The 17,071-nt window shown below is 57.0% G+C and carries 31 protein-coding genes; 23 read left to right on the forward strand and 8 right to left on the reverse strand.

What is annotated here, in order from left to right; all coding sequences use genetic code 11:
• Positions 1-129: 129 nt before the first annotated feature.
• Complete coding sequence (locus ACP5J3_RS03970; RefSeq protein ID WP_428494469.1) at positions 130-534, forward strand: hypothetical protein; 405 nt, start codon at positions 130-132, stop codon at positions 532-534.
• 197 nt (positions 535-731) lie between these two features.
• Here ACP5J3_RS03970 and ACP5J3_RS03975 read toward each other — a convergent pair whose 3' ends face one another.
• From ACP5J3_RS03975 to ACP5J3_RS03985, 3 genes are read right to left on the reverse strand one after another with little or no spacing between them, the layout of a single operon-like run.
• Complete coding sequence (locus ACP5J3_RS03975; RefSeq protein ID WP_428494470.1) at positions 732-1,052, reverse strand: hypothetical protein; 321 nt, start codon at positions 1,050-1,052, stop codon at positions 732-734.
• Between the two features lie 29 nt (positions 1,053-1,081).
• A complete protein-coding gene (locus tag ACP5J3_RS03980) occupies positions 1,082-1,435 on the reverse strand; it encodes a hypothetical protein (protein ID WP_428494471.1) in 354 nt (117 codons plus the stop codon).
• 33 nt (positions 1,436-1,468) lie between these two features.
• Positions 1,469-3,124: a hypothetical protein gene (locus tag ACP5J3_RS03985; protein WP_428494472.1), complete on the reverse strand. Its 1,656-nt coding sequence runs from the start codon at positions 3,122-3,124 to the stop codon at positions 1,469-1,471.
• A 43-nt stretch (positions 3,125-3,167) separates the two neighbouring features.
• On the opposite strand from ACP5J3_RS03985, the gene ACP5J3_RS03990 reads away from it, so the two are divergent.
• From ACP5J3_RS03990 to ACP5J3_RS04000, 3 genes are all read left to right on the forward strand, one after another.
• A complete protein-coding gene (locus ACP5J3_RS03990) occupies positions 3,168-3,482 on the forward strand; it encodes a hypothetical protein (protein WP_428494473.1) in 315 nt (104 codons plus the stop codon).
• 106 nt (positions 3,483-3,588) lie between these two features.
• Complete coding sequence (locus ACP5J3_RS03995) at positions 3,589-3,786, forward strand: hypothetical protein (RefSeq protein ID WP_428494474.1); 198 nt, start codon at positions 3,589-3,591, stop codon at positions 3,784-3,786.
• Between the two features lie 61 nt (positions 3,787-3,847).
• The gene (locus ACP5J3_RS04000; protein WP_428494475.1) at positions 3,848-4,771 is read left to right on the forward strand and encodes a hypothetical protein; all 924 of its coding nucleotides are present in this window, start codon (positions 3,848-3,850) and stop codon (positions 4,769-4,771) included.
• Between the two features lie 204 nt (positions 4,772-4,975).
• Here ACP5J3_RS04000 and ACP5J3_RS04005 read toward each other — a convergent pair whose 3' ends face one another.
• Positions 4,976-5,287, reverse strand: coding sequence for a hypothetical protein (locus ACP5J3_RS04005; protein ID WP_428494476.1), 312 nt, complete (start codon positions 5,285-5,287; stop codon positions 4,976-4,978).
• Between the two features lie 205 nt (positions 5,288-5,492).
• On the opposite strand from ACP5J3_RS04005, the gene ACP5J3_RS04010 reads away from it, so the two are divergent.
• From ACP5J3_RS04010 to ACP5J3_RS04020, 3 genes are read left to right on the forward strand one after another with little or no spacing between them, the layout of a single operon-like run.
• The gene (locus ACP5J3_RS04010; protein ID WP_428494477.1) at positions 5,493-5,822 is read left to right on the forward strand and encodes a hypothetical protein; all 330 of its coding nucleotides are present in this window, start codon (positions 5,493-5,495) and stop codon (positions 5,820-5,822) included.
• 51 nt (positions 5,823-5,873) lie between these two features.
• Positions 5,874-6,197 (forward strand): hypothetical protein, encoded by a 324-nt coding sequence (locus tag ACP5J3_RS04015; protein ID WP_428494478.1) that lies wholly within the window; start codon positions 5,874-5,876, stop codon positions 6,195-6,197.
• A 36-nt stretch (positions 6,198-6,233) separates the two neighbouring features.
• Complete coding sequence (locus ACP5J3_RS04020) at positions 6,234-6,575, forward strand: hypothetical protein (protein WP_428494479.1); 342 nt, start codon at positions 6,234-6,236, stop codon at positions 6,573-6,575.
• Between the two features lie 37 nt (positions 6,576-6,612).
• Here ACP5J3_RS04020 and ACP5J3_RS04025 read toward each other — a convergent pair whose 3' ends face one another.
• On the reverse strand, positions 6,613-6,960 hold the full coding sequence (locus ACP5J3_RS04025; RefSeq protein ID WP_428494480.1) for a hypothetical protein: 348 nt from the start codon (positions 6,958-6,960) through the stop codon (positions 6,613-6,615).
• A 118-nt stretch (positions 6,961-7,078) separates the two neighbouring features.
• Here ACP5J3_RS04025 and ACP5J3_RS04030 point away from each other — a divergent pair, with 118 nt between their 5' ends.
• A complete protein-coding gene (locus ACP5J3_RS04030; protein ID WP_428494481.1) occupies positions 7,079-7,438 on the forward strand; it encodes a hypothetical protein in 360 nt (119 codons plus the stop codon).
• Between the two features lie 70 nt (positions 7,439-7,508).
• On the opposite strand, the gene ACP5J3_RS04035 is transcribed toward ACP5J3_RS04030, so the two are convergent.
• Positions 7,509-7,880, reverse strand: coding sequence for a hypothetical protein (locus ACP5J3_RS04035; protein WP_428494482.1), 372 nt, complete (start codon positions 7,878-7,880; stop codon positions 7,509-7,511).
• A gap of 134 nt (positions 7,881-8,014) precedes the next feature.
• Here ACP5J3_RS04035 and ACP5J3_RS04040 point away from each other — a divergent pair, with 134 nt between their 5' ends.
• The 8 genes from ACP5J3_RS04040 (at position 8,015) to ACP5J3_RS04075 (ending at position 11,637) form a co-directional block, all read left to right on the forward strand.
• Entirely contained in the window at positions 8,015-8,323 is a 309-nt protein-coding gene (locus ACP5J3_RS04040) for a hypothetical protein (RefSeq protein ID WP_428494483.1), read from the forward strand.
• A 143-nt stretch (positions 8,324-8,466) separates the two neighbouring features.
• Positions 8,467-9,102, forward strand: coding sequence for an AAA family ATPase (locus ACP5J3_RS04045; protein WP_428494484.1), 636 nt, complete (start codon positions 8,467-8,469; stop codon positions 9,100-9,102).
• Between the two features lie 39 nt (positions 9,103-9,141).
• A complete protein-coding gene (locus ACP5J3_RS04050) occupies positions 9,142-9,420 on the forward strand; it encodes a hypothetical protein (protein ID WP_428494485.1) in 279 nt (92 codons plus the stop codon).
• A gap of 57 nt (positions 9,421-9,477) precedes the next feature.
• Positions 9,478-9,753 carry a hypothetical protein gene (locus ACP5J3_RS04055; protein ID WP_428494486.1) on the forward strand — a complete coding sequence of 92 codons (276 nt, stop codon included), beginning with the start codon at positions 9,478-9,480 and terminating at the stop codon, positions 9,751-9,753.
• A gap of 102 nt (positions 9,754-9,855) precedes the next feature.
• Positions 9,856-10,212: a hypothetical protein gene (locus ACP5J3_RS04060; RefSeq protein ID WP_428494487.1), complete on the forward strand. Its 357-nt coding sequence runs from the start codon at positions 9,856-9,858 to the stop codon at positions 10,210-10,212.
• Positions 10,213-10,309: 97 nt separating this feature from the next.
• The gene (locus tag ACP5J3_RS04065; protein ID WP_428494488.1) at positions 10,310-10,663 is read left to right on the forward strand and encodes a hypothetical protein; all 354 of its coding nucleotides are present in this window, start codon (positions 10,310-10,312) and stop codon (positions 10,661-10,663) included.
• Between the two features lie 177 nt (positions 10,664-10,840).
• On the forward strand, positions 10,841-11,314 hold the full coding sequence (locus ACP5J3_RS04070; protein WP_428494489.1) for a ribbon-helix-helix domain-containing protein: 474 nt from the start codon (positions 10,841-10,843) through the stop codon (positions 11,312-11,314).
• On the forward strand, positions 11,311-11,637 hold the full coding sequence (locus tag ACP5J3_RS04075) for a hypothetical protein (protein ID WP_428494490.1): 327 nt from the start codon (positions 11,311-11,313) through the stop codon (positions 11,635-11,637). The genes ACP5J3_RS04070 and ACP5J3_RS04075 overlap by 4 nt, the downstream gene beginning before the upstream one ends.
• 17 nt (positions 11,638-11,654) lie before the next feature.
• On the opposite strand, the gene ACP5J3_RS04080 is transcribed toward ACP5J3_RS04075, so the two are convergent.
• Positions 11,655-12,086 (reverse strand): hypothetical protein, encoded by a 432-nt coding sequence (locus tag ACP5J3_RS04080; RefSeq protein ID WP_428494491.1) that lies wholly within the window; start codon positions 12,084-12,086, stop codon positions 11,655-11,657.
• A 169-nt stretch (positions 12,087-12,255) separates the two neighbouring features.
• Positions 12,256-12,477, reverse strand: coding sequence for a hypothetical protein (locus tag ACP5J3_RS04085; RefSeq protein WP_428494492.1), 222 nt, complete (start codon positions 12,475-12,477; stop codon positions 12,256-12,258).
• 91 nt (positions 12,478-12,568) lie between these two features.
• Between ACP5J3_RS04085 and ACP5J3_RS04090 the strand changes: the two genes are divergently transcribed.
• From ACP5J3_RS04090 to ACP5J3_RS04120, 7 genes are all read left to right on the forward strand, one after another.
• Complete coding sequence (locus ACP5J3_RS04090; RefSeq protein WP_428494493.1) at positions 12,569-12,937, forward strand: hypothetical protein; 369 nt, start codon at positions 12,569-12,571, stop codon at positions 12,935-12,937.
• Between the two features lie 214 nt (positions 12,938-13,151).
• The gene (locus ACP5J3_RS04095) at positions 13,152-13,652 is read left to right on the forward strand and encodes a class I SAM-dependent methyltransferase (protein WP_428494494.1); all 501 of its coding nucleotides are present in this window, start codon (positions 13,152-13,154) and stop codon (positions 13,650-13,652) included.
• 23 nt (positions 13,653-13,675) lie between these two features.
• Positions 13,676-14,497 (forward strand): hypothetical protein, encoded by an 822-nt coding sequence (locus ACP5J3_RS04100; protein ID WP_428494495.1) that lies wholly within the window; start codon positions 13,676-13,678, stop codon positions 14,495-14,497.
• Between the two features lie 23 nt (positions 14,498-14,520).
• A complete protein-coding gene (locus tag ACP5J3_RS04105; RefSeq protein WP_428494496.1) occupies positions 14,521-14,823 on the forward strand; it encodes a hypothetical protein in 303 nt (100 codons plus the stop codon).
• A complete protein-coding gene (locus ACP5J3_RS04110) occupies positions 14,820-15,017 on the forward strand; it encodes a hypothetical protein (RefSeq protein ID WP_428494497.1) in 198 nt (65 codons plus the stop codon). The genes ACP5J3_RS04105 and ACP5J3_RS04110 overlap by 4 nt, the downstream gene beginning before the upstream one ends.
• Positions 15,018-15,260: 243 nt before the next feature.
• Positions 15,261-15,902 (forward strand): hypothetical protein, encoded by a 642-nt coding sequence (locus tag ACP5J3_RS04115; protein WP_428494498.1) that lies wholly within the window; start codon positions 15,261-15,263, stop codon positions 15,900-15,902.
• A 141-nt stretch (positions 15,903-16,043) separates the two neighbouring features.
• On the forward strand, positions 16,044-16,940 hold the full coding sequence (locus ACP5J3_RS04120) for a hypothetical protein (RefSeq protein WP_428494499.1): 897 nt from the start codon (positions 16,044-16,046) through the stop codon (positions 16,938-16,940).
• Positions 16,941-17,071: the final 131 nt, after the last annotated feature.

Below are 17,071 nucleotides of genomic sequence, written 5' to 3' on the forward strand. Positions count from 1 at the left end.
GCGCTGGAGGAGGGGAAGGACCCCTACTGCAAGACGGGCGACTGTGGATAGCGGCGTGCGGGGACGACCTGATCTCAGACCTGGCGGTGCTGGTGTCTATGACGCCGTTCTGTCTGGTTTCGTAGAGCTATGAGCACAGCGAGAAGATTCCTAGGCTCCCTCGCGGCGGGATACACTCTGTTTCTAGTTCTGGCGGCTATGGAATATTTAAGCGGCACGCTTAACGACTCCACTCTCTCGTGGATCACGCTTCTGTCTACTATCTACTCCCTGATATCTCTCGCGCTCTCAGAAAAGGGGTACGAGGGAGTCGTGTACGCCCTAGCGGTGCCAGCGTTCATGTTCTTTATCTGCGCGCTTATACTCGCCCCGCTCTCCCCCTTCCTGCTAGTCGGCTCAGTAGGGCGGATAATCACGGAAGGGCCCAGCGTTAGGAACGTGCTAGCTCTGGCGTTTTCGGCCACTTCATTCGCCATCTTGGTTGTAATCGTCATCAAGGTGGCCAGGTTGCTATGGGGCAGGGCTAAGAGCTAGGGCTTCCGTCTAACTAGACAGGCGCCATGGCCCCCATTTAGGTGGGCCTGGCCCCGTCCATGTTTTGTTGGCCATTTAGATACTTACACAACCATTCGTGGCCAACCCCCATCTAGACACTCCAGCTAGCGCTTGTGGGTTCATCTCCACTCTGGCGTTGAGGGTTTAAATGTGTTGTTCGGCTTGGCTGTTACTACCTATACTACAAAGTGTGTGGCAACTCGGGAGAGGAGCTCGGTAATTGGGTTCTCCGTCTTGACGTAGAGCACATACATAGCGGTTTTCGTTTCTAGCTTTAGTGTGAGGTGGCTTAGCTCGGCCCCAGACGTCTCGCTACTTTCAAAAGTCCTGTACTCTTCCCATGGCAACTTGAAGTCTCTGACCATGCTTCTGACAGCTGGATCGATCCACCCAACTGAGATCTCACAGGGAAGGGGGGCGTACCTCGCCCGGACGTGCCCCATTTCGGCGTACGCCGTTCTGAGCTTGTCGCTGAACTTCAGCAACACAGATCTCACAGGTAGCTAGGCAACGGGTGTTAAAAACGTTAGAAGACTAGGAGTTTCGGTAGCCTGAGTATAATGGCTGGGACGACCCTCTTTTTCCTGTACTGCGTTAGCCCTATTTCGAAGCTGTACATGTCTCTGCGGTACTCCCCGCTAAAACCCACGAAGCCAGAGCCGCCCAGCTCCTCTACGTCAGCTCTGTACCACCCGAAGCCCCGAATAAATATGCTAGACTCGTCGCTCTCCCCTGGAGACTCCCAAGAGAGGGAGTTCAAGGAGGAGATGGGTGGCCAGATGTATTTCAGACGGCCCCTCCTGTCTACGTATACAGTTTGGATGTCGACCTCTATGCGGTACCCCCTGCTTTCGAAGAGGTCCAGCACCTTCTCCCTCATGGCGCATTCCTACCTGTCAGCTTAAAAGCTGGGCTACGTGAACCTCCACACGCTGATGTTTAGCGGGGCGGTGGTTTTGGGCCTGAAGACCACTACGACTGGCGCCGGGAGCTGTCTCGGTAGCTTCAGGTTTATCTTCAGCTCGCGCGCCACGACCTTTTTGTACCTCTTCCCCTGCCTGTCTACCAGGTCGACCTCGGTAGCCACCTTCATGGCCTCGTCGAAAGTCCTCCCCAGGCCCAGGACGAAGGAGAGCTCTACTTCTTCCGAGGCGCGTACCGTTATCGTAAAGACGCCATCGGGTAGCTGAGAGACGCGGTAGTCGCCGCTCTGCGGCCCTACGTCAACCCTCACGGCCCTCGGCGGAGCTATGGTGTTCGTCCCCTGCCTCGTCTTCAGCTCCACGCCCACCTCGTTCGACAGGGGCTCTTTGGTGCTACAGTCCACCCAGGTGAGGAGGACGGCGCCAGCCCCCGTCTCTGGCTCTCCGCCCAGGAGGTCGGTGAGGGAGACCGTGACCGACCCCTTCAAGACGTAGAGTACCTCGTTGCCTAGCCTGGCGGTCGAGCCCCCAGGTGGCTTCCCCAGCTCGAACACCTCCTCCTTGGGGCTGTACTGCCTCTGGAGCGGGGGCCCTCCGCCACTCCCTATCACGATCTTCCTGTCGCCAGTCAGCAATACGCCTCCCCTGGCCCTGACGCAGACGGACCGGTTTGCGTATTCGCGCCTGACGTAAAACGTAAGCGGGATGGAGACGGGTTGCGAGAAGCTGGCTACGTTGAACTCGTAGAGCCCGCCTGTATACCTAGCGCCGATCTCCCAGTACCCCCACTTGGCGGGCTCAAGAACTGGCGCCGCCGAAGAGGCAGACTCCGTATATTCGACTGCTATGCGGAGAGAACTGCGCGGGGGCGGGCTGTTGGCGGAGAACGGAGAGGCGCCTTCGCTTCTCGAAAGCGGGCTATCTGGCACCTCTATGTAGACGGTGCACTTGTTGGCTTGGCCCCACCTCACCGCCACCACCTCGCTGTCGCCACCCCCAGCCCACCTCACCTCCAGGGGGTCGCTGGAGGAGGCCACCAGCCTCCCGCCGCTGTCGACTATCTGCCACGTGGCGTTGCAGGTGCTCCAGACGCGGAGGGCCTTCAGCCACCTCCCGCCACCCAGGTCAGCCACGCCGCGGACCCTGACCCACAGCTCGCCCCTGGCCAGCTGAGACGCCAAGCTACCCACTGGCCTGTCGCCGACGGCCCCCTCGACAGGCTGCAGAGGGGGCTGGCCACGGTTGCGTACGAACTTGAGGTAGAGCAGAGTGGTGTGGAAGTCGTCTGTGAGGGTCATCGCCAGGTACTGCCCCTTCCCGCTGGCCAGGTCCTTGCCCCACCCCCCGAAGCACGCGTCCTTCTGGCCAAAGGCGTAGCTCAGATACGCAGAGCCGACGTGGAGGCGCCCAGGCTCTTCGAAAAACTCGCACGTCTGTGTCACTCTGCTAATTGGCCTGTCTATGTTGTAGACAAGGACGTAGTCCCCCTCCAGCGCGTAGAGCCCTATAGTCGTGTCGGCGTCTCCGCCGACCAGATTACCGTTGTAGTCCCTCACCTGTCTAAAACTGCCATAGTCAAACATCAGCTTTACGTTCGACAAAACTTGGCGCACGACCCTTATATGCCCGCTGACTGTGGTAGGCACGTATAGACGCTATACAGTTTTAAAAATGGGGCTACCCGCTACCATGCGGGCTAAGGCACCAGAGTTTGGAATCGAGAAAGACGTAGAAGGGTACGAGAACTGGATATACGCAGAGACAGATTTCAAAGACGAGAAGGAACTGAACCTCCTAAATATGGAGCAACTGATTTGCTTTAGTAATATCGATACACGTCAGGAACGTTTCTGGTTTTGCGAGACGAATTATGCAGAGATGGTCTGCCACTCACTAAAACTGCTAGCTGTGAAAGACAGAGCCAGGGCTGACATATATATAGAAACAGAAGACGTCTGCCTCCCGAGCTATAAACATGAATTAGTTATATCTACAGTCCTTTAGCGCCTCTGGTATCGAGAGCTAGCTAGCCGAAGGCTAGGGAAGAAGCCAATAGGACGTCTATGTGGCTACGGGAGAATCTTTATAAAAACCTAAATTTGGTCACCCCATGAGCGGGGCCTGTCTCAAAAAACAGGTTGAGGAGGTTATGGCTACCAAAATGCGGGTGGCGCCAGAGGCGCTGTGCAGAATGATCGAGTACGTCGTGATGAACGCCTTCTGCAACAAGCACGGGGAGTGCTGGCTTGAGGCGCGGGGGCAGAGGCTCGTCTGCCACGAGAAGTCGTGCTGGTGGTCGCAGACCTAGCCCGCCCCCGCCCTCCGAGGGGCTAATAGGACATATTTTTAACTCGGGGAGGTGTCTCTCCGTGTCTTCACAAAAGCTGTTGCCCGTCTACCCTCTAGGCTACTGGGAGGTTGGCGTAGACAGCCTAACTGTCGCCAGCTACTCGCAACCAGTCTCGATCCCCCTCACCTTCTACGTCCTTGAGAACTGGTTCCGCGTTGCCAAAGAAGAGGAGTACGCTAAGCTCCGCCAGTACGGAAACGAGGTCCCGATCTGCGTCACGGTTGGCGCGAGAGGCGTAGCTAACCTCTATAAGAAAGTTGTGACTGGCCACGTGGACACGTTCCCGCTGAGGTTCGACTTCAGCTACGCCCCTGTGGCGAAGTTCCTTAAGCTAGGGAGGGTGGACCGCCGCTCGCTCGCCCTCGTATATGGCAAATACCACTACGTCTTTAAGACTAGCGTTACGGTGGCGCCAGCCGAGCTCATATACTACGACAATCTAGACGCCGTACGGAGAGCTATGGGGGCGGAGTCTGTAGAGGTGGCAGATCTCGAAATTGTGATAGAGTGGGTAGACTGCGATGTCGGAGCTGGGTTCCAAGGCGAGCCAGCCGCCGCAGTCAAGGTGAAGGTGGGGGAGGGGAGAAACAGCGTCCAGCCTCCGCGTGGGGGTGTGCAGATAACTGTGTCTCCCCCGTCTGGCGAGTACCGCGTCTCGGCCCTGCCAGGCAACGTCTTCACCGTGGATATCTCCGCGAGCGGGGGAGAGCCCGAGCTCTCCTTCGCCATCGGGGTGGGGCTGTCGGAGGAGCAGGCCAGGAGGGGGGCGGTGGAGGTGGACCTAGTGGACACCCGCACTGGCGCCAGGCTCAGGAAGGTCAAGGCGGGTAGCCTCAGGCTGAAGTTCAGGCTCCCACCGGCGCTACCGGCCCCCGTCTATATCTACCTAGAGCCGCGCGCAGGTGGCGCGCCCGTGTCGGCGAGGGTGTGGAAGCTCTCCTAAGGAGGCGAAAGACATAGCTCCGCCCCCAGGGCGGGAGGACACGTGTAGGATCTGCCCCGCTTTGCTCTTCACCGCTCAGCGGATCTACGGCTTCTTCACAGAGGCGAGAAGAGACGCGTAATAAAAACATGTTCCGCCTACGGGCTCAGCCATCCTGCGCCACAGAGAAGTCCCCCAGCTTTGGAGGTCGCAGACTACAGACGCCTATACTGTCAAGTAGGCAACTGGCTCTAGGTAGATCTCGTTGAAGGGCTCTTCCGCCCTTCTACTACGCCACAGAGACAGGCCATCCTCTCTTTTGGCTAGTTGCCAGATGTGGAAGTGGCTAACCTCGAAACGCCCTGCGCTTTCGTTCACCTCTAGGTAGTCCCCCCACACCTTGGTCTCGACTCTGAGCAGTAGGTGTTGCGTATGGGTGAACTCAAGCCCGTGAGAAAGGGGGCGTCGTTGGACAGAGACGCGCTCCAGACTGGCGTACGCCTTCAGGCCACTCAGCTTCAGTGGAGACGCCCTCACATGAGGAGTGGCGAGTGGCAATTTAAGCTTGTTGCTGAATCCTTGGCCCCGTATCCCAGCTTCGCGCCCGCCAGAGAGGCGGGCACGCAGTTATTCGTTTCGTTCACAATGCAGACGAAAAATAGCAGGGGACGGAGGTCAACTTAGGCTAGACGCTAGTTGAAGCTGGGAAGAAGATTATTAAACTGCGTCAGCTCTGAGACGTGTGAGGGCTAGGGAAGTGGGGTACTTCTACGTAGAGGAGCAACCAAAACTGATAGCGCAAGCGTCGGTGTCGGCTGACTTGAGTATAGGGGGCATGTACCACTCGCTTACGTTCACCATGTGGAGGAGGCGGGGCCAGCTGTCCTCGGAGCTGGAGGCCAGGGCCAAGTTCCTAAGCGCTTCGGAGTCGGAGAAGGGCGCTACGGTGAAGTCGGGGGTGCACGCCAGGCTCCCCCTGGCGGAGGCTGTAGCGAACCTCGCCACCTACTTCGCGAAGGACTACCGCTACCGCCCGATCCTCCAGACAGTAGCCGAGTTCTTTACACTATGACCGCCCCTTGGGGCCGGGGAGAAGCTTATTAAGCTGTGCCACCTCTGGGGTGTGAGGGCGGACAGAATAGACTACGACGACACCGCTGGCGAGCCGATATTGGCGGAGGTGTCCGCCTCGTCGAGGCTAAGAGCTGAGGGTGGGGCTAGCCTGCGCGCAGTCTCTCTGTGGCTCACGAGGCGCCTGCCCTCGGACCTGGACGCGGGGTACCGGTTCTTCGCCACCTCGGAGGTGGGGAGGGGCACCACGCTGAAGTTCTGGGCCTTCGTTAAGCTCCTCGTAGAGGACATAGACGCCGAGATCAGCATCTCTGCTGGGGACGGGCGCGGCCTCTATCTGAACCTCAAAGTAGCGGCTGGCGTCGCGGTCTTCTAGCTACAGTAGTTTTAAACCCTCCGCTAGGCTATGGGCGTGAGGGTCGGAGAGTACCAGGTCTTTGGCGGAGGCTTTAAGCGCTTCAGGTTCCTTCTGGAGTGGAGGATGAGGGACCGCTACTCTCTCGACCTCATGTTCAACATAGTGTTTCGCCCCTTTGGCAACCTGCCAGAGGAATACGGCGCCGTGAGGCGGGGGAGAAAGGTAGAGTACGAGGTCTACGAGTCGAGGGGGCCCTACATCGTTGCAACTGAGCTGAGGGTTTTGCACATAGAGCGTAGCGGGGAAATAGATGTGAGCTACGAGAAAAGAGGCGGGAGGGAGTACGAAGAAAAACGTGAAGGCGCGCACTCCCTATACTACCCCTTCGTATTCTAACAAAAACGACAAGCCTCGCCCTAAAGGGCGACTTCCGTCAGAGGACTAGGTACGACGATGAGTACCTCACCTTGTGCACGTCTACCATCTCCTGCTGTGGCCAGCTCGGCGTAATATAGAGTCTCAGAATTTCTGTTGCGTCGTGTATAGCGTCTGACGGGCCTAGGTCGGCCCCGAAGACATACCCTGGCGCCGCGCTCTCGTTAGTTATCCACCAGTAGACCGTCTGTATGTAGGAGCGGACACTTTCGTCGCGTATTGGGGCCCGGTACTTGTACCACGAAACTTTTTGGAGATATAGCCGACGCATGAACCAGTAGTAGTCAGAGCCTGTGCTCACAGACACCCCTGTGTTCTCAAAAGTCTGCAAGCTACTCTGCCTCATGTCGACAAAAGGTGGTGCATTATTAAAACTTGGAGACGCAACTCCGCCAAATAGCAACTGCCTCGGAGGGTTTAGGGGCGGGAGGCCAGATTTAAAAATGTGTATTAGGGAGAGTGGCATGAGGGCTGTCGCACCGCTGTACGAGGCTAGTAGAGAGGTCGAGCTCCGCAGGGCCTACGTTCCCCCGTTTAGCGACTCGCAACAGCTCCACTATACTCTCGACGTCGAGCACTACCGCAAGGACTACCTCGACCCCGACGCCCTCGCCATGACGGAGGGTGCCTTTTACGCGTCGGAACGGAGGCGCGTTACTGACAGGCGGTCTGTCTCGGCCCTCTCGTTTTTCTACGCTGGGCGCCGTAACTACGACGACACTATAAAAGTCGTCCACGGCAGTGAGAAGGAGCGGCGAAGCGGGCCGTTCTTCCCCACAGACCTAGCCCTGGCCCTGCAGACGCTGGCAGTAGTACTCCTCTAAACCAGCCCCCCAGAGAGACAAGTGGCGACAGAAGGCGCCTGTGGGCCAGCTGAGGAGCGGGGAGGGCTGGCTAGAGGACTAGTACCTTCGACACGATTAGCCTCAGTGTGACGTGTTCGGTTTCGAACTTCTCTTCTGGGCCGATTTCAGCAAAATAGCGTCTGTAGAGCGTCAGCTCAGCTTGGCCTTCGTATACGTCTGTATCTGTCGAGGCCGCGACCGACCTGTACTCTCTGTGCCTTAGGCGCATGACTGTATCTACAGAGAGGTACTGGTGTGTGGTAGAAACGCTGGCGTCCCCTAGCTCGACTGAGGTATAGAGCGCGGTGTTGAAATGGTACGGAAAATCTATGGCGCGGAGGAAGATCGGCTTTGAGAGGAGCCCGACGCTGAAGTACCTCTTTTTCAAGTTATCGCTGTAGCCTATAGGCGTCGGCCTCACAGCGTCGACTCTAGCTCCGTTTTTATAAACCCTGTGACAAGGCCACAGAAAAGAGAAGCATAGAGAAAGCGCACCAGTGGCGGTGGCGTACAGTTCTGTGAATAGATTTTTAAGAGGCGAGAGCCCTGAAACATGTGAGAATTGAGGAGATTAGGCGAAACGGAGAGACGCTGGTGGCGACGTCCACCCTTCTTGAAATTAGAGACTTCTTCTATCAGCCTTCAGTTGGCTTGTGGATAGAAAGCGGGCATAAGGCCTCCTGGTTAAGGGCCAGGTTCGGATACCTCAACGCCATAGAGCTAGGAAGGACGCGCGAGTCGAAGGGCGCGCTCGGCGTCTCCACCCCTTTGGCAGAGTCGTCGGCCGACCTCGACATCTTCGGGGCGAGAGCCTACAGAGATGTTCTGTTCCTCAGGGCAGGCGCAGACGCGCTACTCTTGTAAAGGCCCTACACACCAGAGTCTGTAGCTACCCCTCTCTACGTAGGGGCACAAGGGCCTCCCGCCCGCCTCGGCTACGCCACTGTTGAGCGCCTCTGTGCAGAGGTGGAGAATAAAAAGTTATAAAGATATGTTTTTTGTTGCGTATGGTCAAAGTGGCAAAGATAGTGAACGATCTAGGCGAGGTGCTGGAGGTTGAGATCCAAATAGGCAGAAAGGTGGCGAAAATTTCGGGGAACAAGGCCGTTCTGTTTGGCCCCAACGGAGGCGGTAAGTCGTCGATACTGAAAGCCATTAGCAAGTCGTACAGCGAGTCTGTATATGTCGACATCTGCAAGGTGTACAGAAATGGTGTTGAGCAGATCGACGTATGCCAGGAAGACGTCGCCTTCGATGACCCAGAAGTGGCCGACCGCTTAACCTTGATACTGACCAGGTTCGATGGCACGTGGAGGATATACTACGACAAGGCGCTGAGGGGTGGCAAGTGGGTGAAAATCGCAAGGCTGAGCTTCGGCGAGCGCAGGCTGTTGGCGCTGGCGTATGCAGTACAGTTCTTCGATAAGTATACGGTACTCCTCATAGAGGCAGTCGAGGCAGGCCTCTCCCCAGCGTGGCTCCAAGTGCTGTTCGACTACCTGACGGAGCTGAAGCCCGTGGTAATGGCCGAGGGCCACAGCGAGGACACGCTACGGCTAGCCCGCGAGCGCGGGTGGCGTATCTACTACGTCGACAAGACAGACGTCAGGGAGGTAGAAGACCTGGCCAAGGCCCTGGCCTAGCGTCACAAAGTTTATATACACCTTATTTTGTTTCCTCTTATGAAGAACGCCAGAAGACTCAGGGTCGGCTACGGCGACGCTGGCGCCGTCGTAGAAGGCGGTGGGACAGTGCTGAACCTTGTGGCTGGCTACTTGGCGCGCGTACACCGCCTGCTACCGCAGGTCGCAGACTTGGAGGGCCTTGTGTACGAGGTAGAGAAATGCGAGGCGCTAGCGAGAGACGTGAAGAACTACCTCAGGAGCGTTGCAGAGCTGGTCAGGGTGAGGTTTGAAGACTCGTGGAAGCAGCCCCCGCTACCGCAGGTCGAGTGCGACTAGGGGCACACCTTTTTTTGGAGACAAAAAATTTATTAACACCACAATTACTATACTCCTATGGACTACCGAAACGTGGACTGGGAGTGGGTTGAGAGATACGTGAGGGGCCTAGAAGGCCAGGTAATTTGTAAGGAGAAGTGGAACTACAAGATGTGTTTTAAGTTGCAACGCGTCGACTCGTGGTACGTCGTCTGCCCCATGGGCGAGGTGCTGAGCAACTGCTACCTTCTTATACACAGCGGCTGTACGCGCGTGTGGTACTACTTCAACGAGAAGCGTGAAGTTGTCGACTGGGGCTTTCAAACCTACTGCGACCGCGGGGATCCGCCGTAGCTACCCTTTCAACTACCTCCAATTTTTAGGAGGGCCCCACTACTCTGCCCCCTCTGTGGGCGGGAAGAGCTCACTTTTATATATGCCGACGTAGCGTGTTACGTGAGGGTAGGGAAGGTAAATTATACCATCTACCGCCTTGTCGAACCAGTCGAGGAGGCGTTTACGAAGGTACTAGAAACTATGTGGGGGGAGCTGGTCTTTACTAACCTGACTTTCTACTTAGAAACTCTAATCTCTCTCCACCCAGATAGCCTAATCTCTCTCCACAACACCGCTACGGGTTCAGTAACTCAGCCAACGGTTCCAGTAACTCTGCCAAGGCGCTCGTTCTTTGTTGGAGCCAGCTGGCTATATAGCTTTATCGAAAAGAAGGGAGAACTATTGGCGAAGCATACAGATCAATACGGTGTAGGAAGCGGCTTTGCCTTAACCAGACTTGTGTCCCTAGTAGTGTAGAGGTGGCTGGGGCGGGGAGGGCTGGCCCCGCCTAGCCGTGGGGCGGCGGTGGCGGGGCCGCGCCCCTAACTTTAAAAAAACACCACATCCCACTAGCGTGAGGCGGGCAGGCCTGCAACTTCTTAGGAATAAGAGAGCGAGCGTAGTCGTGGCTAACTCTGTCAAGATTGTATCCAGGGGCAGGGAACATTACCAGGATGTCTCGTGGATAGCGTACAGAACGGAGAGGAGCGATGAGACTATCCGCTCCTTCATACATACGTTCTACTTTTGGGAAATTAGAGAAAGCGTGGCGCCAGGATACCTCTTCGAGGCCGTGCCTGGCGCACTGGACTTCCTAGTCGACGGGGCGGTGGACTTCATGGGAGAAGCTTTGCCAGGCTGGCCACAGCAAGAAATGGTAGACGTACGCATACTAAGTTACTACCCAGTCTCGTACCTATCCCTCTAGCCTTCTCTCTAGCAGGCGTCGCGCGCCTAGGCCGCCGAAGCGTAGCACACCCCACGCCAAACGCGGACTTAGCAAAGCGCTTCCTTGCGGTCTACGGAAGCCCTACGTCTTAAAGCCCGCCACGCCTCCCTGCGTTAGGCGGGAGCACTGCTTTTATACACCTGTTTTCCTCTCTCCGTGGCCAGAAGGGCTGTCCCTAAAAGGATAAGGAGCAACGCCCCGCCAGAGGAGGTGTACTCGGCGGTGTACGCCATGGCTAGGGAGCTGGTGGAGGGGGCGAAGGGGCGCGTCGTGACGCTACGCCCCTCTACGTTCGGCGACAGCCCCTCCGTAGTTATGCAAGTCTCCAGGCTGTTGCACCGGTGGTGTGGCCAGTGCAACTGCATAAAAATCGCAAACGACCGCTTCACTAAGTTCGTATTCAGCGTAGAGTGCCTGCGGAGGCTGTTGTGCCTCGGCGGCTTGGACACGCAACGGAAGGCGGCGCTGATCGCAGTCTGGGTACCCAGCTCGTGGCTCCAGCTAGTAGACAGGCTAGTAGAGGCGGGGAGGTACAGGAGCCGCTCCGAGGCGGTCAGGGCGGCCATAGAGGGGCTCATAGCGCAACACAAGTGCAAGTTTCTTAAGTCTGCCGAGGTGCGGGGCACATGAGGAGGAAGGAGGCGAAACTGTTTCTCCACGAGGTGGTGGTGAAAATGTCGGTCCCGGAGGACTTTTCAGTCCGGTACACGTTTTACAACTTTGAGCACTCTGTGTGGAGGATACGTAGAGATCTATTTTCGGCGTTGTTCAGGTCTCCACGGGGCGGGAAAACTGAAATATTCGAGTGCGTAGAAAATGGTACCACGGCAATCAATTTCTATTCGCAACTTCAGCTAGTAGAAGAGGTAGCCGCCCTCAAGATCATCTACGTTAAGGATGACCGGTTTGTGAGGCACTACGAGTCCTCAGTAGGGGCGGCGCTAGTCCTCTAGCCACGCCCCTCCCAGCGCTAGAGGACGGGGTGGAGTGCGGGGCTGTACCTGGCTGTGCGCAGTACCAGTTGCCTCCTCGGCCTAGTAGTGGAGCCCTGCGCGTCGGCTACCTCAAGGCCAAACATCGCCTTGTAGGCGGTGAGCTCGACCTCGGCCACCTTGTCGTAGACGATCTCTATGGGGCCGAACCCAAGCTCTGCGCCGAGGCCGGGCGCCACCCTCTCGATCGCCCTCTCGACGGTGTGCTGGAGTTCGGTCGTGACCTGGTTTCTGACGAGCGCCCCTTCGTAGACTGGTAGCACGGACTCGTCCCAGGAAACGGCCTGGGGGCGCCGCCTCTCTCTAGCCACTAGCCTGGGGTAGGCGGCCGCGTCTAGCCGCTCCTCGTAGTCCTTGAAATCTAGCCTAGCGTACCGGTAGCCCTTGAGATCTAGCCTGGCGGACCTCACGACAGGCGGAGGCCCCCACTTTAAATATTGACACGCCTAGCCGTTGCAACGCAAGACGTCTGCGAAAGGGACAGGCGCCACACGCGTCTCCGGTAGGTGGGGAGAGGCTGGCTAGCCTACAGGCCACTAGCCACAGGCCCCGTAGCCTGGCGCGGCCGCTCCCCCGTCCCTAGGCTGTAGGGCACCCATCTGTACTCTCTAGATCCGCTATAGCAAAAACTAGCACGTCGGCGCTGGATATGGCTACAACCACCTCCTCGGCCTTGACCACGGTTTCGGCTGGCTTAACAGAGACGGTGCGTACGGGGACTAGGTGCTGGCGGACAGCCACTACACCTATACAAGGCGCTCTAGCTACGCTCGGCCTTGCACTGATTTCGCGCCCCTCCATAAGAGGGGAAAACGTGGGTACTTAAATGGTTTGCTCCCCACGTCAAGGCTGTGGACAAAATGTTTATAAACTCAAAATTTTGATACCCCGTATGGAGATCCAGGCCGAGACTAGACAGGCTAGGCGTAGGTGTTACACTCTGCCAGCTATGATTGGGCTGTGGGTCAGGGGAGAGAGGCAGAGGAGGCGCCCGTTTCCTGGCCGCACGCTGTACTATGGCGGGGCGTTGGCTGTCGTGAGGGTAGGAGCTGTATCTGCGCATCATGGCATGGCGTATTTCATACCGATGCGGTTCGCGTGCGTAGTGCAGATCGTGGAGCGCGAACTGCTAAAACGTTACAGGTGGCTAGTTGAGGTGTACGGCCCCGACCGCGTCATACTCGTCATCTCGGTTGGCTCACTCTCACGTGGCGCGCCCCCGCAACTGGGAGAGGAGGTGGAGTGGCTCAGCTACATGTGACGCCTCCCTGCTATCCTCCCCTCTTTGTTTTTGTTTTGTTTTTTTAAAAAGCGCGCCTTTGCGCCGTGTGAGGGGGCCCCCCCTCACACGCCGAATTTACGCCGAGGTTTTTAAAAAATTTTAAAAAAAAATTGAAAGCGAAAAACTTAAAAAACGCAAAACTTATTGTTTTAGGGCGGCGAAAAGCTTAAATATACCCGAAATTCGTTATGACGTGGGCGCGGTGACAGACTTGGCGAGGACGCGGTCGCCATTTGCGCGGGAGAGGGTGCCGAAGGTGTTCTACAGCTACAGCTTCCGCGACAGAAAGGTATGCGACGTTGGCTGCGGGGAGGGGGCAAAGGCGTTGCACGCACTGAGGAGCGGCGCCTACGTGGTGGCGGTAGACCTCGACGTAGAGGTGCTGTTGCAACTACGCGGAACAGGCCTCGACCTGGTCCACGCAACGGCCGAGGCGTTGCCGTTGCGCGATAACGCGTGCGACGCCGCCATACTGTGGAACGTGCTGATGTTCGTCAACGACGAGGACGCAACGTTGCGCGAGATACGCAGGGTCACGCGCAACGACGTCCTGATATCGGTCTACGCCGTGAGGCGGAGGCGTTACACGCGTAGCGAGTTCCTCGACATCGTCTACAGACTCGGAGCCCCGCAGGTGGTGAGGCTCGGCGACAGGCAGAGCTACGCCATAGTGCGGGTAGTGCGAAAAGCTTAAATACTCTGTTTTTTACCAGTCCTGTGCTAATGCTAAGAGAGCGCGAGGCGTATCTCAGGAGGATCGCCGAGCTTACTGGCGCCGACAGGGACGTGGTGGAGGCCGTCGCGTCGTTGCTGGGGGACCTGGTACAGCTGGACTGGCCAGACGTCCCCGAGGCGTGGGCTGGCTACGTTGCGCACTATGTTACGGGGCGATCGCCAGCCGTGCCAGACCTCCTCTACCGCGTCGCCACCCTCGCGCCGCTGGTGGTGCGGTCCGGCGGCTGGCCTATCGACGAGGACCTCCACAGGTTGCGCCACTACCCTGGCGACGAGACGTGGGGGCGCGCGTCTGAGGTGGCGCAACGCTACGCGCGTAGCCTAGCCATGGAGGCGTCGGACGCCGTTGCGGCGGTAGCCGCGGCGGCGTACGCGGCGAAGAGGCGGCCTATCTACGCCACCATACTCGCGGAGCGCGACCGCCTCCTGTACAGCGATGTAGCGCCGCTAGAGCTACTAGCAGAGTACGTCCGCTTATACAAGCTGGCCATGCGGGTTGCAACAGACGTGGCGGAGAGGGACGGCCGCGTGGCGGCCCTCATGTACCTGAGAGAGGTCTGCACGGGGGGCGACCTGTGCGAGGTCAACCTGCACAGGGTCTGGCGCGAGCGCCACATGATCGCGCCACTCGTGGAGCAACTACTCAGAGAGCTGAGCAAGCAGGGTATCTGCATGCCCTCGGCACGCGTCTACGAGGTGTCGCTCGCCGACATATACGCGCCCAGGATAGGGGCGAGGCAGATATACCTGGCGTACGTCTGCGACAGAGACAGACTACTCCAGATCGCCGAGCGAAAAGCTTAAATACACACAGTTTTTCTTCCCACATGGAGAGTAAAACAGTCATCGATATCAGTAGGAGAGACGTGGAGAGGCTGTGCGCCTCCGCCCCCCGTGTGCCATCTGAGGTACTGTACGAGTTGTTAGAGCTGGTGAAGCACCTGGTGCCATACGCGCCAGACAGTGGCATGGAGGAGCTTATGTGCGACGTGCCTGTCATAATAGGTTGCGACTCGACGTACTCGTGGGAGTCGGGCGTAGTGCGGTACGTCGCCCGGCCGTATCCCTGTGTGGCCGTGCGGTACCGCAACGCTGGCGGGGAGATAGTGGAGTGGGCCGTTAGAGCATGAACGCCAAGGAGATGTGCAGGAAGGTGTGGAAGGAGGTAGAGAGGTGGGCGGACCGCGTACCGCCACTCGTCCTTGTTGGCGTAGGCGCGTGGGGCGCCTACATGTCGTGCTTGGCGTTAGGGCTGTCCGACGAGGAAATCGCGAGGCTGATACCCAAGAGGGTGAGAGAGGCGATACTGGCGCTAGATCCCTAGAAGCAGTCCTCCTTTTTTTCCTCTTCCCATCTCACGTGTCTGAGTAGAAAAGCTTACATGTCGCAGAGACGCTCTTTAAGGGACGAAATATTTATAAACCTCTAAATTTTTCTCTCCTATGAACAAGATGAGTGTGAACAAAACGGGCGTGGCCACCTCCTCGGCACAACAACAGAACAGCGCCCCCGATCCAGAGTTTGTGGAGACGTGTAAAGTATGACAGGAGGAGGCGGAAGCAGAAGTATGGCCCCCGCCAGGAGCCGAGAAGCCGCCCTCGACGTAGAGAAGCTCGCCAAGCAGGCGGCGGCGCTAGCGGTGCTACGCAATCAGAGCGTCGTGATCGGTGGCTACGAGATTAAAGAGGCGCTGTGGGATCTGTTGGAAGCGCTTCGCGTTGACGAAGACGCTGTTGACTACGACGACGTGGTGAAGGCGCTGGATAGGTACAGGGTATACGCTGGTGAAGAGTCCGACAGCGACATATTCATAATAGCCAACTACGACGTGAAGAGTATTGCAGACAGCGGCTTCATCAGAGCGCTTTTGGAGACAAGCTACAACGTGCTGGAAGAGGCGGTGGAAAAGTACTTGAGTGGTATGTTGAGTGGCTGTACTACGGAGTGGAGCTCCGCGAGGGAGGCCCTACGGCGCTCCGAGGACGCTGGCTTCGAGATATATGTGACACATGAGTATATCAACAGCGAGTACGAAGGATACATAGAATATACAGTGAAGGCGCCAACAGGAGAGGAGTTCAAAATATACAAGAACATAGACTACTGTAACTACTGTATTCACAACGGCGCATCGATAGGAATACAAAAGTGCGTAAGCTACACGTGGGAAAAGGACGAAAGATGGGCGAAGCAGGAGGAGCTACAGTGAGAAAAATGAGACTAAGTGAATTCTTTCCCTAGCCAGTCTTTTTCCTCTTTTTCTCCATCTTGGGTGTAGTTTGTTAAACATTCTATTCTGCGGTTAAACAGAGAAGCGAAACGTTTAAATACCCACAAATTTGCCACACATATGGGTGAGAACAGTATTACCGAGGTAGGGATGAACATGAAGTTTAGGGTTGAGATAAGGCCAGACGGAGGGCGTATCTTGCTAGCTGGTAGGGGACGTCTTGCGGATAAGACGGTGTTGATGGGCCCGCCGAGGTCGGGAAAGACTACGTTTCTCCACCTCCTGTTTTCTCTTCTCACACCAGACAGCGAGGAGTCTGCAGACGTCGCCTACAGCATAGCGGACAGCTTGCTGGAGCCTGGCGGGTTTTTTGAGCTGGAGGCTGGGGAGTTCCATATATCGTGCCACAAGACAGACGATGAAGGAGATAGTATTGTCTGTAGCCGCAACAAGAAGCCGCGGATTGGAGATGTTTTCATATTCTACGAGGGAGTTGAGCTGACTCTGAAGCAGCCACGTGCTGTCAATCCCATGTTTATGAAAATGCTACAGAGGATGGAGAGATATGCCGACAAGGCCAGGGGGCTTTTTAGGTACGCCTTGGTGAGGCGGGAGGACGGGAAGTGGTATGAGATAGTCGGCATCAAGCCGCTTGCGCTGGAGCACGCGTCTAGAGCTGTTGCCGTGGTTGGCTTTCTGGAGCGGCTTGCCGAAGGTTTCGACGGGTGGATTCTGCTAGATAGCACGCTGGATGGCCTACATCCGGAGGAGTCTCTGTACGCGGCGGCTCGGCTCCTCGCCTCGGGGGCCAGGGTTGTGGTGTCTACCCACAGCCCGTGGGTTAAAGATCTGTTTTTGTGCGCCCCCGCCACGCTGAGGCTCGCCGGGTTGAAGCCGAGGAGGGTGAGTGTGGTAGCGTACGAGATAGTTGGCGGCGAGTTTAAGAGGATAGATTTTTCTGACTATGGCGCTGTTTACAGCAAGCTGTATGAGGCGTGTAACAATGAGGCGCGTTGAGGATATTTCTTAATTCTCGTCTTCGTTTTCCTTTCTATTTTCCTCTGGTGGAAGGAGTGAAACGTTTAAATATCCCCAAATTTATCTCACACATGGACGGGAAAGTTCAAACAACAGCTATGGCAGATGGG

Source organism: Pyrobaculum sp. (assembly GCF_049971835.1).
Classification (GTDB): domain Archaea; phylum Thermoproteota; class Thermoprotei; order Thermoproteales; family Thermoproteaceae; genus Pyrobaculum.